Here is a 15,691-nt window from a genome sequence, read left to right on the forward strand (position 1 = left end):
TCTCCCACCAGTCCAGCATTGCTTGTTACCTTTAGCACCCGATTTCAATTACTCTACCGTATATGCTGTGCTGTTTGTTAAATCCTTTATCAGTAAGCCTTTCAAGACTTAACGGGAAAAGTCAGGTCGCTCTATGAGCCTTTCATCACCGTTAAAATCTAGGATGCGTGCGGTAACTTCACCGATGTCTGTTTGATGCTGAATTACAGCCTCATCTAGTCGAAAATGATCACCCCAAAAGTCTCTGCGTGGGTTAAAAAACCGCACAAGTTCGCCAGTTTGCCAATTAATTAACCCTAAATCCGTCCCTTTTTGCAGGTTACAGAAGATACAGGCATAACAAAGATTATCTGCTGTTGTAGCGCCGCCGTGTTTGACACTGATTATATGGTCAACTTGACAACCCGACGATCTATGTACTTCAGAAACGAGACAATACTCACAAATATACTCGGCGCGATCGGCAACTAAACGCCGCAATTCTGCATTAATATATGGACGAGACATTTTGAATACTTACTCCGCGCTGATATACTGACGAGCTTTTGCTTTTGCTAGTAGCATAATATGCTCTAGCGTGAGGAAATGATCTAACTCTCGCTGGTCACTTCCTGTAAGACCTTCAGTTTTTGCGCGGTAAACGAGATCCTCTAAACGGTCTTTGGCTGCATCCGAGAGTTTGAAATCGATAACACTTTGGGGAGTGGTTCCAGCAGCAATAAAGTCTATAATTTCGTCGTAGACTTTGGTAGTATTTACAGATGTAGTCATGAGATTACCTATTTTTATTTAATTTTACTGATTTACAACGCCACTTTTAATGACTTTCCTAGTCTTAAGTAGGGTGCGTTAAGCTTTAGCCTAACGCACCATTTTATATAGCGGTACGTTAGGCGCTTTGCTCATCTTTTTCAGGACATCAAATAGTTCTTGGGTAACATCTATTAATCCAGATGAGTAAGCCTTAACTTTGAGAATCTTGCTTTCTTTTATTTCCCTGCTCAATGCGTTGCTTAATTGCTTCTTCTGCTATGCGAATATTTTCTTCAATTGGTGTACCGTCTGCTGTCACCATTGGCCCGTACCAAGTTGCTTCCGAATCGGGAGGATTGCGGCGACTAAACAAGACACGAATAGCCTCATCATCATCTCGGTGTGCCAGTATATAAGCTGTTAGTTCTTTGCTAGTCATCGCTTCAAAGTTCGGTTTCATTCAAAAACCTCCAGTTTCCATTATGGGGTATGATAATTTGAAGATTTTCACTTGCCAAAATATATATGTCTCTAGTTTGGATATCAAAACGAAACAGGTGAATATCTTTGTAGGTATTGGATAACATTTGGCAGACTCGCACAGAGGCTTGTGCTTGTTCATTGGTTGGGTTTATTGTCTGTTCCTCAATTGTGACATAGATAATAGTAAGCCTTTCTTTTGCGGTTTATACTGTGAATAGTAAATTTTCTTGTGCATAGCCTCTGTTTACATTTTCACACTTCTGATTTACCACTAATCTATGCAACTTCCAAAAACTTTCCTAGCGTCTTAGGCTCTGGGAGAGGTTCACCGTCAGCCAAAGATGATTCAATCAGCATTTCTAAAACTTCTTGAGCATTTTTAAGAGCTTCTTCGTAAGTCTCTCCGTGAGTGCAAGGCTGCATTATATCTGTAAACTCAGGTAGCAAAACCACATAACATTGGTCTTCTTGTGACCATTGAATCAAGATTGTATATTTCATTCTTCTGTCTCCTCGTCTTCTTTCATTTTATTTAGTTCTTCAAGTGCTTCATTGACTTGCTTTTATAAATAAGGTTTGGCGTCGCTACCATCTTTGCCAGCAATAATGATAGCTTTAGGCAATTGCGGATGCATCCATTTACTGTGGCTACCCTTTGCAGGTTTATAAGTAAATCCTGCTTGGAACAACAAGCTTTTGAGTTCTCTGATTTTCTTGGGCATAACCTCAGCTTACATTTTTATTCTTAACTCTAATAATCTTGCTTGTTTTGATTTGCTTGCTCAATGCGTTGCCTAATTGCTTCTTCTGCAATGCGAATATTTTCTTCTATTGGCGTACCGTCTTCAGCTACCATTGGCCCATACCATGTTGCTTCTGAATCAGGAGTGCGGCGGTCATACAAAACACGCAAAGGCTCTACATCTTCCCGATGTGCAAGTGCGTAAGCTATTAATTCTTTGTTAGTCATTGCTTCAAAATTCGGTCGCATTTAAAAACCTCCAGTTTCCATTAGCGGGTACAATGATTTGGAGTTCTTCATTGACAAAAATAAATACAACTCCGGTTTGGTCATCAAAGCGAAATAGCTCAATACTCCGATAGGTGTTTGACAACATCTGACAGACACGTAGACAGGCTATAGCTTGTGCGTATGTTGGGTAAATCGTCTGTTCCTCAATTGTGACATGGATAATAGTAAGCCTTTCTTTTGCGGTTTCTACTGTAAATAATAAATCAGCTTACATTTACCCTTCCCACTGCTTTAACTTCTTCTGAGCAAATTCCCGCACTTGCTCATCTGGGTCATTCTCTGCGCGATCGCGCAACAGTGCTAAAGTCTGGGGATGCTGAGGAAATTGTTTGATAATTATCTCTAGTGCAATGCGCCGAGGATTAGTTTCATCCTCTTCCTTGCGCTCAAACGGGTCATTAACAGCGCAGTTGTGGTAGATATCAAACAACTCAGGCTGATATTTAAAGTATTTAGCTAATTGTTGGACTGCTGCACCTCGCACATTTTCGTGCTCATCCAGGGTAGCGCGTTGTTTGAGGATGGATTTGGTTTCGGGGTCATCTTTGAAGTGATTCACTAATTGTTGGACTGTTGCACCTCGCACATCTTCGTCAACATCCTTGGTAGCGCGTTGTTTGAGGATGGATTTGGTTTCGGGGTCATCTTTGAAGTGATTCGCTAATTCTTCGACTGCTACACGTCGCACATACTTATGATCATCCTGGGTAGCGCGTTGTTTGAGGATGTATTTGGTGTCGGGGTCATCTTTGAAGTGATTCGCTAATCCTCTGACTGCTGCATTTCGCACAGTCCAGTGATCATCCTGGATAGCACTTTTTTGGATGGTTTTGGTGTCGGGGTCATCTTTGAAGCGATTCGCTAATCCTCTGACTGCTGCACCTCGCACATGCTCATGATCATCCTGGGTAGCGCGTTCTTTAAGCCAGGTTTTGGTGTCGGGGTCATCTTTGAAGCGATTCGCTAATTCTTCGACTGCTGCACTTCGCACATGCTCATGATCATCCTGGTTAGCACTTTCTTTAAGCCAGGTTTTAGTGCCGGGGTCATCTTTGAAGTTCCTCGCTAATCCTTCGACTGCTGCACGTTGCACAAAAAAGTGATCATCCTGGGTAGCGCGTTCTTTGAGCCAGGTTTTGGTGTCGGGGTCATCTTTGAAGTGATTCGCTAATTCTCGGACTGCTGTACGTCGCACAAAGTAGTAATCATCCTGGGTAGCGCGTTCTTTAAGGATGGTTTTGGTGTCGGGGTCATCTTTGAAGTTTTTCGCTAATCCTTTGACTGCTGCACTTCGCACATACTCATGATCATCCTGAGTAGCACGTTCTTTGAGGAAAATTTTGGTGTCGGGGTCATCTTTGAAGTTTTTTGCTAATTCTTCGACTGCTGCACTTCGCACATCTTCGTGCTTATCCTGGGTAGCGTGTTCTTTGAGGAAAGTTTTGGTGTCGGGGTCATCTTTGAAGTTTTTCGCTAATTCTTCGACTGCTGCACGTCGCACATCTTCGTGCTCATCTTGGGTAGCGCGTTCTTTGAGGAAAGTTTTGGTGTCGGTAGATTCTTGCCAGGTCGTTGCAATTGCTGTTACTGCTTGAGTATGAATTTCTTGAACTAGCTCAATTCCTTCATCATAATAGGGATAATAGGAGTTGTCGTAATAGTACCAGAGGTCATATTTAGTTAAGTCTTTGAGTTTGTCAAGTAATTTATTAGCCGTTAACGCGATCGCCGAGCGATTTCTCACCTCTACAAGACACTTAGCCGCTAAAAAAAGATTAACAAACTTTTCCTCTTCGCCATCTTGTATCATTAAATAATCAATAATTTCCCCAACAAATCTTGGCTCAATCATTCCGGTAATTAGCAGCAAGACTTCATGCCAACTTTCATCTTGCCAGTGTTTGCCAAAAACTTCATCCTTAAGTTCCTCAATAGTCAGCGTTTGCGTTTCTTTAAACTGCCAGACAAACTCCCAAGCACAGAAATATTCTAAAAATGTCCGATGCACAAAAGCATAATAATCCGCACCCAAGAAACATAACATAAAGTTGCGAGTCCGCAGTTGATTAATCATCACCCGCGCCGCTTCTCTGGGTTTCTCAAATTCTATGGTTTTGAGATAATCAGTCAGAACTTTGACTAAATCATTTTCATTAATCAAATTACCAGCCAAACCTTTATCGCCAGTTTGCATAAGATAAGCAACCTGACGCAGCATCGCTTGCTTATCTTTATAATCAATCGTCTTCGGGTCTAACCTCTGATCTTCTGTCAAAGCGCGTTCCACATCCCATTGATGTAGCAGTACCCGCGATGCTTGATTATAAAGCTCCGCTCTATCTCTTGGTAGCTCTTGATTCCGATTAAGAATTGCCATCATCGTCAACAGTAGAGGATTTCCTGCCAATTCTGCAATAGATTTGGAAGCTTCAATTCCTCTTTGTAGCCGTTCCCGTTTTCTCACTTTATCTACTGCATCGGTAAAAGTTAACTCATGCCAACGGTAGATAAAATCCTGAATTTGTTCTGAGTCTAAATCTTGTAATATAAAGTGACGAAACTCAGCATTAAGCAATCGTTGCGGTTTATAGCCAATAATCCGAGAAGTGACAATTACCTGCACATTAGGATAGTCATTAGTAAAGCGATGAATATCAGTAATTACATCCTCTCGCTTACCAGGGTCAAATACCTCATCCAAACCATCAAACATCACTAACGCATTACCAGCTTTTAATTGTTTATCTAGCTCAAGCTGATTGAGATGAGCAATTGCACCACTACATTTATGAAAGAATTCTAGAAAATTATTGCACTCTTTATCTTCCCGTCGCCGCATATAAGTGCGTAACTCAATTAGCAACGGAATTGGTAATGAGATAACATTATCCAGTGGAGACTCAGCCCAATTCAAAGCCAGAAATTGCAATAATGTAGACTTACCTGAACCAGGATCGCCCAAAATCACAAGATATTTATAATCTTGCTTTTTATTGACAACATCTAATACTGAAAGTATCGGCTGTTCCAAATAAGCCTGTTTATTGCGTTCTAATTCTTCTAATTGAATTTCTGCTTCTACTTGGTCACTTTCTCGCAGCCGTCTCAGATGTTCTTTAGGCAGTTCGTGAACTTGTGGTAAAACTTGATGAGCTTGCCGAACATTTTGAGCAGTAAAAATTCGCCATAATTTAAGTTCGTTATAGGCATAGCCGCTAGTATCTAAGCTATCTAATTTGAGATTGCCATAACGTTCGCGGATTCCTTCTTGATATTTAACTAAATTAAAATCTACAATAACACCAGCAATTTCTTTGGTATTGATTTCAATATCAGATAACTTTTGTAATTCTAGGATATGGTGTAATTTTTCTGAATCTAAAAGAAGTTCTTGGACTTGTGTTAAATACTGTTCTGTAAGTGATTCCCAGTTAAACTTAGATGGCAGAGGTTTTAATTGCAGCCTGTTCCAACTATGTTCTAGGGTTTTAGCGTCTAGAGATTCACAATTAATATCAAAAGCCTTACCAAGAATTTCTGCAACTGAATTATCATTGATAAATTTCTGGATGTCTTTGGTGTATTCTTTAATCTCAGTTTCAGCAAGTTTGCAACGAACCTTTAACTGCTGCTGCATGAGTTGCAAAAATTCCTTTAACGCTTTACCAGCAGCAATTTCTATGTCTTCCTTCTTAAGTTTCTGGAAAATCTTGCTAGGAATGCCTTTTAATAATTCTTTAGCCCAATCTTTAGCAGCATCCTTGGCTAAGTCTTCCAGAATGGGTTTAAAAATAAACCCGGCGGCCTGAGTTACACCCCAAATAGCTAACCAGTCCAGCATAATACTCGCTTCTGTTGAGAGTTTGATTACGAGTATATCCACTAGCTTGAATAATGTTTACAGATTTCAGGGTTATTGCAGAAATATATTGCGCGATCGCACTTAACCCCACATCCTACCAGAGAATTTATTCTCTGGCTAATAGCTCAACTCCACTTCAGTGGACTAAAACTTTAGTTCAGTCTTCTTTAGAAGACTTTAGCCATGAGACTGGGAATTCATTCCCAGGCGGTTGTTGGGACTGGCGAAATTGCTAACCGCGATGTCTACGATGGTCACTGAGCGGCTGGTGAGCGGCTTGCCCTGACTTGTACTGAGCGTAGCCGAAGTAGCGTAGCCGTTCGCGTAGCGTCCCGTAGGGAAGGGAGTCGAACCATGTCGTTCGCGCAGCGTCTCGTAGAGAAGTGCGGGCTGCGCCAACGCAATTTCCTCCATAGCACATTCACTTTTGCTACAACCATGAGCCGCCGCTAGTTCTTGTAAGGCATATGTGCGATCAATCACCATAGTAATTTTGCTAGATTCAATTCATTCTTTGAGAAAAACCAAGTTATCAGTGTTGGGTTTTTTAAACACCAATTTGGCTTTTTGACGGGGAAATAACGCTGTTAAAGCTTTCTGCACAATGCTTTTGCGGCTAAATAGGGTGGTGATAATTCCGTTAAGTTTGAGGAATTTTTTGGTTTGAAAGAGCGATCGCCGTGCCTTTGTTTGTAACTTTCGCTTCACCCATTTTTTGAGGAGTTAAGAAAAATAATAGTACATAAAGATATTTGAAGTATTTTAAAAAACTAGTATCTCTGAGTTAACTTTGTTCAAACTCCGGGTACAATCGGCTAGCCGAGAGTTACGTGTAATATAAATCACTACAAAGCTAGAGGGAACTTTAAAATGGTTGCATTTGCTTTAAAACCAACACAGATAATTGGAGGCATATTATCCACATGGCTACTGAGTCTGATGTCCTTAGAGGTTCTTACCACCGCAGCGTTTGGCAACCCGCCTGCTGCGTCTGTTCAGACCAAGCTGAAAGTGCCTAGTACAATGGCCTTTGCGCCCTTTAATACTAACCGTTACTTGAAAGTGCCGCCCAATTTCTCCGTCTCTGTTTATGCTCGCATTAACAAAGCTCGCTTTATGGCAGTTGCTCCCAATGGGGATCTTCTCGTGTCACAGCCCAGTACAGGTAAAGTGTTAATTGTCCGACCCAATGGCAGCAAAGACCCAATTATTTCTGACTTCGTGACCGGTCTACGCAAACCACACGACATTGTGTTTCATAAGATTGGCAACACCACATACGTTTATATCTCTGAGACTCATCAAATTAACCGCTTCATCTACAAATCTGGAGATCGAATCGCCAAAAATCGTCAAATCGTTGTAATTGGTTTACCAGACAACAGCACATCGGAACTCAAAGGCTCCTATGGGCATGAACTAAAAAATATCGCACTTGATTCCAACCACAAACTGTACGTGTCAATCGCCTCAACGTGCAATGCCTGCAAGGAAGATACTGTCAGTACCCCAAAGCGTGGTGCGATTTACCAGTACAACGCCAATGGAACCAATCAGCGGCTTTTTGCCCAAGGTTTACGTAATGCCGAAGGATTAGCATTCTTACCTGGCACAAATGACCTTTGGGTAGTCGTTAATAATCGAGACAACATCGCCTATCCTTTCAAGGATAGCAGTGGCAATTACGGTAAGATTATTCCCTCTTACGTAGACAACCACCCGCCAGAGGAGTTCACGAAAGTCCGAGATGGCGGTAACTACGGTTGGCCATTCTGCAACCCCAATCCTGACACGTCAACTGGCCTCAACAATATGCCGTTTGACCGCGACTATCAGTTCAATGCTGATGGAGGTGTTAATTGCAATGCAATGGACAGAATTAACAAGGGTATTCAAGCCCATTCGGCTCCCTTGGGACTAACATTCTTACAAAATACCAAATTTCCCAGCCTGTACTCAAGTGGGGTAGTGGCGGGGCTGCATGGTTCATGGAATCGGCGGAGGAAAACGGGCTACAAAATAGCTTACTTTCCCTGGAACAGTACAACAAAGAGTCTAGGACAGGAGATAGATTTAGTCAACGGTTGGCTAGTTCCAAGAACGCAAGAAGTCTGGGGACGACCGGTGGATATGGTAGTTGATAACCAAGGTAATTTGTTAATTTCGGATGACTACAGCGGCACTATCTACAAGCTCTCCTATTTATTATCCAACATCAAAAATTGAGTTACCTGTGCTGCTTTTGGCTTATTGTCCTCCAATCAACTAGAAACAGCAATCGCAATTTTCCCCATTGCACGCCCAGTTTCGCTATAAGCATGAGCCGCCGCTAGTTCCGGTAAGGGATATGTGCGATCAATCACCACACGAATTTTACCCGCTTCAATCAATTCTTTGAGATAAACCAAATCTTGAGTATTGGGTTTTTCTAGGATAAATTTCGCTTTTTGTCCGGGAAGAAACGCTGTTAAGACGCTCTCTAACAAAACTTTGGGGCTGGGTAACGTGGTGATATAAATTCCGTTTGGTTTGAGGACTCTTTTGGTTTGAGAGAGCGATCGCTTACCCACTGCATCAAAGATAATGTCATACTGCACTGTATCTTGGGTGAAATCTTGCTGCGTATAATCAATCACGCGGTCTGCTCCCAAAGATTTCACTAAATCCAAATTTTTAGTACTGCTAACTCCCGTCACTACTGCCCCTAAAGCTTTAGCAATTTGCACTGCAAAAATCCCTACACCGCCCGCAGCACCATTAATTAAAACTGTTTGTCCTGTTTGAATATTTCCTTCATTTCGCAGCGATTGCAAAGCCGTAAGTGCTGCTAATGGCACAACAGCAGCTTCTTCATAGTTTAGATTTGTTGGTTTGAGAGCCACCAAATTTTCTGGAACGGCTGCAAATTCGGCATAACCTCCTCCAGGAAAGCTAGTACTGCCATAAATAGCATCTCCAGGTTTAAAGTGCGTGACACCAGAGCCAACTGCTACTATATCTCCCGCCACATCAAACCCGAGAATCTTCGGAAATTTGCTACCGCTAATCAAGCTCAACATTCCTTGGCGAATTTTCCAATCAATGGGATTAACGCTACTAGCACGAACTTTCACAAGTAACTGCGTTGGCTCAATTTTCGGCTGCTCTACGTCTTGGTACTGCAACACTTCAGCCGCGCCATACCGACGGATAACCACTGCTTTCATCGCATTCCTCCTGCTACCCTGTTTTCGTTAATGAACTTAGACAGCTTATGAATACAGTGTAGCGATGTCTACGACGGGTTATGAGGCTCGAACGCAAGAGCCTGTCGCAGACAAGACTCCCTATCGGCGTCGCATGGGATTTAACGAAAAACTAGTACAGTGGGCGCGGAAATAAATATACCATTTCAAATGACGCAAGAAGCTCGGAATCAAATTCTTTTGACTTCCGCCTTGCGGCACTAGGGGGTTAGGTTTTTCGCTAAGGTTTGTAGTGAGCAATTCAGAAAATTCATTGCGATCGCTCAATCATGTTAGATTATAGTTTGTTGTTTCTCTTAAACACAAAATTCCAGAGTTTCCTACCCATCTCCTCATTGTGGGAATGAAAAAAAAAGAACTGAAAAGTTAAGTTTTTTGAAAATTATGTGTAGGAACACATCTATTCCCACTAGCTTATATGGCTTACCAGATAAGGCTTAAAGGCATAATTGAACATCATTGTCAAAGAAAAATTAAAAGAATATGAAGTGCATTTTTACCCTCAAAAAAATGATATGTTAGATACAGAATTGGATTTCGCACGTTTATGGAGTAGAACAATATAGATTACTTCAGTTTTTCACCCTCAAACCCTTGGCATTTCTTGCTTTTGACGCAAATTGAGGGCAATGTGAGTACACATTTAAATAACCAAAACCCAGTTGCAAGTAGATTAAAGTCTTTGCTGGGATTGGGTTGTGGCTGAGTACAAAGAAATCCTGAACCCCTATCTATAAACACTAGAACCCCAACCAAAAAATACTAGAACCCCTACCCGAAAAAAACTTTTTTAATTCTTGTAATGCTTGAATAATTAGGGTTTTTAGTATTTGAGTACAACCGTAATAAATCCAATAAATTCTATCCTAGAGAGACGCACTGTTTGGCTAGGAGACGGCTGCTATAAATCTTATATCGCCAATCACCTAACGCTCTGAAACAAACAAAGCGAAAAGTGAGTGGAGGGATGACATAGCACCATGCCTGAAGTGAAGAGAAGTCGCGGCTGTAAGCACCAATTCTACCCAAGAACCGAACGTTGACACACACCAGCCGAACATCAGATATCTATTGCCTGCCTTACTTGAAAACAAGTCGCCCGAACCCAAGGGTTTGCAGGCAGTGTGAAAGACGCGACTTCAATTCCTGGGCATAGAGAGTAGCAACAGCATCTCCCACAGTGGCAGCCAAGTCCACCGACCTTTTGCGAAACTCAATGACATCACCGTCTACACGACTCCTCAACTCCCCTGCTACGGAATCGACAACCCAAGCAAAATCAGGTGGTTGCGGCTGCGACAGCAACACCAGCGCCACCGTGGAAAGGGACGAAAAGCTCGAAGAACGCATTGCTAAACATCCCTGTTACAGCGAAGACGCCCATCACCACTACGCCCGGATGCACGTTGCAGTTGCTCCCGCTTGCAACATTCAATGCAACTATTGCAACCGCAAATATGATTGCGCTAACGAAAGCCGTCCTGGAGTAGTTAGCGAATTGCTAACACCAGAACAAGCAGCACACAAAGCTTTAGTCATTGGCGGCAAGATTCCCCAAATGACAGTTGTGGGAATTGCCGGCCCTGGCGACCCATTAGCGAACCCAGAAAAAACCTTCCGCACATTTGAGTTGATTGCAGAGCAAGCACCAGACATCAAGCTATGCTTATCAACCAATGGTTTAATGCTGCCGGATTACATCGATCGCATTAAACAATTAAATATAGATCACGTTACGATCACCATTAACATGGTAGATCCAGAGATCGGTGCTAAGATTTATCCTTGGGTTCACTACAAGCGCAAGCGTTACAAGGGCATTGAAGGCGCGACAATTCTCCACGAAAGACAGATGGAAGGATTGCAAGCCCTCAAAAATGCTGACATCTTGTGCAAAGTTAACTCCGTGATGATTCCCGGAATTAATGACCATCACTTAGTCGAAGTGAATCGAGTCATTCGTGAAAAAGGTGCATTCTTGCACAACATCATGCCATTGATTTCTGCACCAGAACATGGCACACACTTCGGTTTAACCGGTCAACGTGGCCCCACACCCAAAGAACTCAAAGAAGTCCAAGATAATTGCTCCGGTAACATGAAAATGATGCGTCACTGTCGCCAGTGCCGCGCCGATGCAGTCGGATTATTGGGAGAAGACCGCAGCCAGGAATTTTCCAAAGAGAAATTCTTGGAAATGACTCCAGAATATGACATGGAACAACGCGCTACCGTTCACGAAGGTATTGAGAAGTTTAAAGAAGAACTTAAAGTAGCCAAAGACAAGGCACTTGCCGGCAAGAAATTTGCCAACAGTCCCAAAATCCTAGTTGCAGTAGCAACTAAAGGCGGCGGATTGGTTAACCAACACTTCGGTCATGCCAAAGAATTCCAAATTTACGAAGTGGGTGGGGACGAAGTTCGCTTTGTCAGTCATCGCAAAATTGACCAATATTGCCAAGGTGGATACGGCGAAGAAGCTTCTTTTGAGCATATTATGAAAGCGATCGCAGATTGCAAAGCAGTTTTAGTCTCCAAGATTGGTAACTGTCCTCAAGAAAAATTGCAAGAAGCTGGAATACAGACTATTGAAGCTTACGACGTGATTGAGAAGGTTGCTTTGGAGTTCTACGAGCAATACGTTAAGGAATTAGAGAATAGGGAATAGGGAATAGGGAGTAGGGAGTAGGGAATTTCAATATTCACCACTCCCCACTCACCACTTACCACTCACCACGGGCTAAACCTTAGCTATCCGCTAACACCACTCACCACTCCCCACTCCCCACTCCCCGCGCCCAAAAGGAGAATAAATCATGGCTTACAAAATTCTTACTAGCCAGTGTATTTCCTGCAATCTCTGTCTAACGGTATGTCCCACAAATGCAGTTAAAGTGGTTGACGGACAGCACTGGATTGACCCTGAACTTTGTACAAACTGTATTGGTAGTATTCATACCGTGCCTCAGTGTAAAGCTGGTTGTCCCACTTGCGACGGTTGCGTTAAGCAGCCTAGCGATTACTGGGAAAGCTGGTTTACCAATTACAACCACGTAGTTGCTAAATTAACAAATAAACAAGATTACTGGGAACGTTGGTTTAACACCTATTCTCAGAAATACTCCGAACAGTTGCAAAAGCGTCAACCCCAAATAATTCGTAATTCGTAATTCGTAATTCGTAATTGAAGACAACAATGCAAAATAACTGCATCTATCTCGATAATAATGCCACCACTAAGGTAGACCCAGAAGTTATAGAGGTAATGCTACCTTACCTGACGGACTATTACGGCAATCCCTCCAGTATGCATACCTTTGGTGGGCAAGTCGGTAAAGCAGTCAGAACAGCAAGAGAACAACTTGCAGCCATCCTGGGAGCCGATGAGTCAGAAATTGTCTACACAAGTTGTGGAACTGAGGGAGATAACGCGGCGATTCGAGCCGCACTGTTGGCACAACCAGAAAAGCGACATATCGTCACCACCCAAGTTGAACATCCAGCAGTACTCAATGTCTGCAAACAATTAGAAACCCAAGGTTATAGTGTTACCTATCTATCAGTAAATCATCAAGGGCAGTTGGATCTAGATGAACTAGAAGCTTCCTTGACGGGTAACACCGCCCTGGTAACAATTATGTATGCTAATAACGAAACCGGCACGATTTTCCCGATTGAGCAAATTGGGTTGCGCGTAAAAGAATATGGTGCTATCTTCCATGTAGACGCGGTGCAAGCAGTGGGAAAAATCCCCTTGAATATGAAGACTAGCACGGTGGATATGTTAACCCTGTCTGGTCACAAGCTGCACGGGCCGAAAGGAATTGGTGCTTTATATATCCGGCGCGGAGTTCGGTTCCGTCCCTTCATGATTGGGGGACACCAAGAACGCGGACGTAGGGCGGGAACAGAGAATGTTCCAGGAATTATTGCCTTGGGCAAAGCTGCGGAACTAGAACTGTTACACTTAGAAGAAGCGACCACAAGAGAAAGAAGGCTGCGCGATCGCCTAGAACAAACTTTACTCGCTACAATTCCCGATTGTGTAGTCAATGGTGACCTTACGCAGAGATTGCCCAATACCACCAATATCGGCTTCAAGTATATTGAAGGTGAAGCTATCTTACTATCCTTGAATAAATACGGTATCTGTGCCTCATCCGGTTCTGCTTGCACCTCTGGTTCTCTAGAGCCTTCCCACGTCCTGCGGGCAATGGGCTTACCCTACACAACTTTGCACGGTTCCATCCGCTTCAGCCTTTGTCGCTACACAACAGTTGCAGAAATCGAGCAAGTAATAGAAGTAATGCCTGGTATTGTGGAACGTTTACGCGCCCTCTCACCCTTCAAAAATGATGATGCGGGTTGGCTGCAAGAACAGTCATTAGTCATTAGTCATTAGTCATTGGTTATTAGTCATTGGTCATTAGTCATTAGTTTTGGAAAAGTGACAAGTGACAAATGACTAATGACAAAGGACAAGTGACTAATGACTAATGACAAAGGACAAATGACAAAGGACAAAGGACAAAAGTTATGTGGGACTACACTGATAAAGTATTAGAACTGTTTTACGATCCCAAGAATCAGGGAGCAATCGAAGAAACGAGCGAACCAGGGGTTAAGGTTGCAACGGGCGAAATCGGTAGCATTGCTTGCGGTGATGCTCTGAGATTGCACCTGAAAGTGGAAGTAGAATCTGATAAGATTCTAGATGCTCGTTTTCAAACCTTTGGTTGTACTAGTGCGATCGCATCTTCTAGTGCATTAACCGAAATGGTCAAAGGTTTAACCTTAGATGAAGCCCTGAAAGTGTCCAACAAAGACATTGCAGATTACTTGGGTGGTTTACCAGAAGCAAAGATGCACTGCTCTGTCATGGGACAAGAAGCGCTAGAAGCCGCTATCTACAATTATCGTGGCATACCTCTAGCTACCCATGATGACGATGATGAAGGCGCGTTAGTTTGCAGTTGCTTTGGCATCAGCGAGTCCAAAATTCGTCGCGTGATTCTAGAAAATCATCTCACGGATGCTGAACAAGTAACAAATTATGTGAAAGCTGGTGGCGGATGCGGTTCCTGTCTGGCGAACATCGATGATATTATTAGATCAGTTCAACAGGAATACGCCTCACCTGCTCTCAACAATTACGGCGTAAAAGTTGCCACAGAAATTGTTACGTCTAAAGAGCGATCGCTAACCAACGTGCAAAAGATTGCTCTAATTCAAAAGGTTCTCGATGAAGAAGTCAGACCCGTACTCATCGCTGACGGGGGAGATGTAGAACTCTATGATGTCGAAGGCGATCGCGTTAAAGTTGTATTGCAAGGTGCTTGCGGTTCCTGTTCTAGTAGTACAGCAACCCTAAAAATTGCGATCGAAGCCAGATTACAAGATCGTGTCAGCAAGAACCTTGTAGTCGAAGCAGTTTAGGAATTGCTGTAGGACTTAACGTACTCTACAAATACGCCCTAATATGCATTCAGCCAGGAACAGAAAGTAGGATTTGAACCGAATCATTGTCTCCACTCAATGCTTCATACCAATTATTTCTTAATTACGAATTACGAATTACGAATTACGAATTGGTATCAGTCCTACCACTATGACGGCTAACAGCATATAGGCAAAGACATTAAGTGCCTACTTGCTTTCTTTCATCATCCAACTCGCTTCAAAGGAACAGGATATGAGCACATTGTACGACAAACTTGGCGGACAACCAGCTATTGAACAAATAGTAGATGAACTCCACAAACGCATTGCCACAGACAGCATCCTCAATCACTTTTTTGCTGGTACAGATATGGCCAAGCAGCGTAATCATCTAGTTGCTTTCTTATCTGAGATTTTTGAGGGGCCAAAGCAATACGGCGGTCGTCCAATGGACAAAACACACGCTGGAATGAATTTACAGCAACAACACTTCGATGAGATCGCCAAGCTCCTGAGTGAATCAATGGCTGTGCGTGGAGAGTCGCCAGAAGACACCAAAGCTGCACTAGAGCGCGTCTCAAATTTCAAGGGCGCTATTTTGAACAAGTAATAGGACTCATGCATTGATTGTTGACAAATAACAACGTCAAGTCCTATTTAGTTTTTCAAGCTGAAACACATTATGACGTATTTGTAAATTGCGTAATTTTCTTTGTTCTTTGTCAAAACAAATGACAAAGGACAAAGGACAAAAAGAAAAGAAATTTAACCAGGAAATATATGTACTTGCTTTCAATCATTTTAGCTGTGGAGCGATCGCCCCCAGCAGGCATTTATGCCAACGCTACCAACGATGCTCTACACGCGCTCACTACT

The 15,691-nt window shown here is 42.7% G+C and carries 17 protein-coding genes and 1 pseudogene; 6 read left to right on the forward strand and 12 right to left on the reverse strand.

Going from position 1 to position 15,691, the window contains the following annotated elements; genetic code table 11:
* Positions 1–108: 108 nt before the first annotated feature.
* The 11 genes and pseudogenes from LC653_RS35660 to LC653_RS35700 all read right to left on the reverse strand — a co-directional run bounded on the left by LC653_RS35660 (position 109) and on the right by LC653_RS35700 (position 6,839).
* Positions 109–507 carry an HNH endonuclease gene (locus tag LC653_RS35660; protein WP_229499679.1) on the reverse strand — a complete coding sequence of 133 codons (399 nt, stop codon included), beginning with the start codon at positions 505–507 and terminating at the stop codon, positions 109–111.
* 9 nt (positions 508–516) lie between these two features.
* Entirely contained in the window at positions 517–771 is a 255-nt protein-coding gene (locus LC653_RS35665; protein WP_229483995.1) for a hypothetical protein, read from the reverse strand.
* Between the two features lie 193 nt (positions 772–964).
* On the reverse strand, positions 965–1,213 hold the full coding sequence (locus LC653_RS35670; RefSeq protein ID WP_229499680.1) for a DUF6887 family protein: 249 nt from the start codon (positions 1,211–1,213) through the stop codon (positions 965–967).
* Entirely contained in the window at positions 1,197–1,418 is a 222-nt protein-coding gene (locus LC653_RS48025; protein ID WP_443689867.1) for a DUF6888 family protein, read from the reverse strand. The genes LC653_RS35670 and LC653_RS48025 overlap by 17 nt, the downstream gene beginning before the upstream one ends.
* 94 nt (positions 1,419–1,512) lie before the next feature.
* The gene (locus LC653_RS35675; RefSeq protein ID WP_229499681.1) at positions 1,513–1,737 is read right to left on the reverse strand and encodes a type II toxin-antitoxin system HicB family antitoxin; all 225 of its coding nucleotides are present in this window, start codon (positions 1,735–1,737) and stop codon (positions 1,513–1,515) included.
* Positions 1,734–1,958, reverse strand: a pseudogene (locus LC653_RS35680) (type II toxin-antitoxin system HicA family toxin). Before LC653_RS35680 ends, LC653_RS35675 begins: the two are co-directional and overlap by 4 nt.
* Positions 1,959–1,987: 29 nt before the next feature.
* Positions 1,988–2,227 carry a DUF6887 family protein gene (locus tag LC653_RS35685; RefSeq protein ID WP_229499682.1) on the reverse strand — a complete coding sequence of 80 codons (240 nt, stop codon included), beginning with the start codon at positions 2,225–2,227 and terminating at the stop codon, positions 1,988–1,990.
* Positions 2,211–2,432, reverse strand: a complete 222-nt coding sequence (locus LC653_RS48030; RefSeq protein WP_442944187.1) for a DUF6888 family protein — start codon at positions 2,430–2,432, stop codon at positions 2,211–2,213. Before LC653_RS48030 ends, LC653_RS35685 begins: the two co-directional genes overlap by 17 nt.
* A 51-nt stretch (positions 2,433–2,483) precedes the next feature.
* Positions 2,484–6,110, reverse strand: coding sequence for a HEAT repeat domain-containing protein (locus LC653_RS35690; protein WP_229499683.1), 3,627 nt, complete (start codon positions 6,108–6,110; stop codon positions 2,484–2,486).
* Positions 6,111–6,308: 198 nt separating this feature from the next.
* Complete coding sequence (locus LC653_RS35695; RefSeq protein ID WP_229499685.1) at positions 6,309–6,617, reverse strand: hypothetical protein; 309 nt, start codon at positions 6,615–6,617, stop codon at positions 6,309–6,311.
* 21 nt (positions 6,618–6,638) lie between these two features.
* Positions 6,639–6,839, reverse strand: a complete 201-nt coding sequence (locus LC653_RS35700; RefSeq protein WP_229499687.1) for a hypothetical protein — start codon at positions 6,837–6,839, stop codon at positions 6,639–6,641.
* A gap of 162 nt (positions 6,840–7,001) precedes the next feature.
* On the opposite strand from LC653_RS35700, the gene LC653_RS35705 reads away from it, so the two are divergent.
* On the forward strand, positions 7,002–8,357 hold the full coding sequence (locus LC653_RS35705) for a PQQ-dependent sugar dehydrogenase (protein WP_229499688.1): 1,356 nt from the start codon (positions 7,002–7,004) through the stop codon (positions 8,355–8,357).
* A 35-nt stretch (positions 8,358–8,392) separates the two neighbouring features.
* Here the strand turns inward: LC653_RS35705 and LC653_RS35710 are convergent, their stop codons facing one another.
* On the reverse strand, positions 8,393–9,337 hold the full coding sequence (locus tag LC653_RS35710; RefSeq protein ID WP_229499690.1) for an NAD(P)-dependent alcohol dehydrogenase: 945 nt from the start codon (positions 9,335–9,337) through the stop codon (positions 8,393–8,395).
* 1,255 nt (positions 9,338–10,592) lie between these two features.
* Here LC653_RS35710 and nifB point away from each other — a divergent pair.
* The 5 genes from nifB (at position 10,593) to LC653_RS35735 (ending at position 15,425) form a co-directional block, all read left to right on the forward strand.
* Entirely contained in the window at positions 10,593–12,044 is a 1,452-nt protein-coding gene (gene nifB / locus LC653_RS35715; RefSeq protein WP_229499692.1) for a nitrogenase cofactor biosynthesis protein NifB, read from the forward strand.
* A 148-nt stretch (positions 12,045–12,192) separates the two neighbouring features.
* Positions 12,193–12,546, forward strand: coding sequence for a 4Fe-4S binding protein (locus LC653_RS35720; RefSeq protein WP_229499694.1), 354 nt, complete (start codon positions 12,193–12,195; stop codon positions 12,544–12,546).
* A gap of 26 nt (positions 12,547–12,572) precedes the next feature.
* The gene (gene nifS, locus LC653_RS35725; protein ID WP_229499696.1) at positions 12,573–13,778 is read left to right on the forward strand and encodes a cysteine desulfurase NifS; all 1,206 of its coding nucleotides are present in this window, start codon (positions 12,573–12,575) and stop codon (positions 13,776–13,778) included.
* 134 nt (positions 13,779–13,912) lie between these two features.
* Positions 13,913–14,812, forward strand: coding sequence for a Fe-S cluster assembly protein NifU (nifU, locus tag LC653_RS35730; RefSeq protein WP_229499698.1), 900 nt, complete (start codon positions 13,913–13,915; stop codon positions 14,810–14,812).
* Positions 14,813–15,068: 256 nt separating this feature from the next.
* Entirely contained in the window at positions 15,069–15,425 is a 357-nt protein-coding gene (locus tag LC653_RS35735; RefSeq protein ID WP_229499700.1) for a globin domain-containing protein, read from the forward strand.
* Positions 15,426–15,691 lie beyond the last annotated feature (266 nt).

Source organism: Nostoc mirabile CHAB5784, from assembly GCF_020829645.1.
In the GTDB taxonomy this organism is placed as follows: Bacteria; Cyanobacteriota; Cyanobacteriia; order Cyanobacteriales; family Nostocaceae; genus Nostoc; species Nostoc mirabile.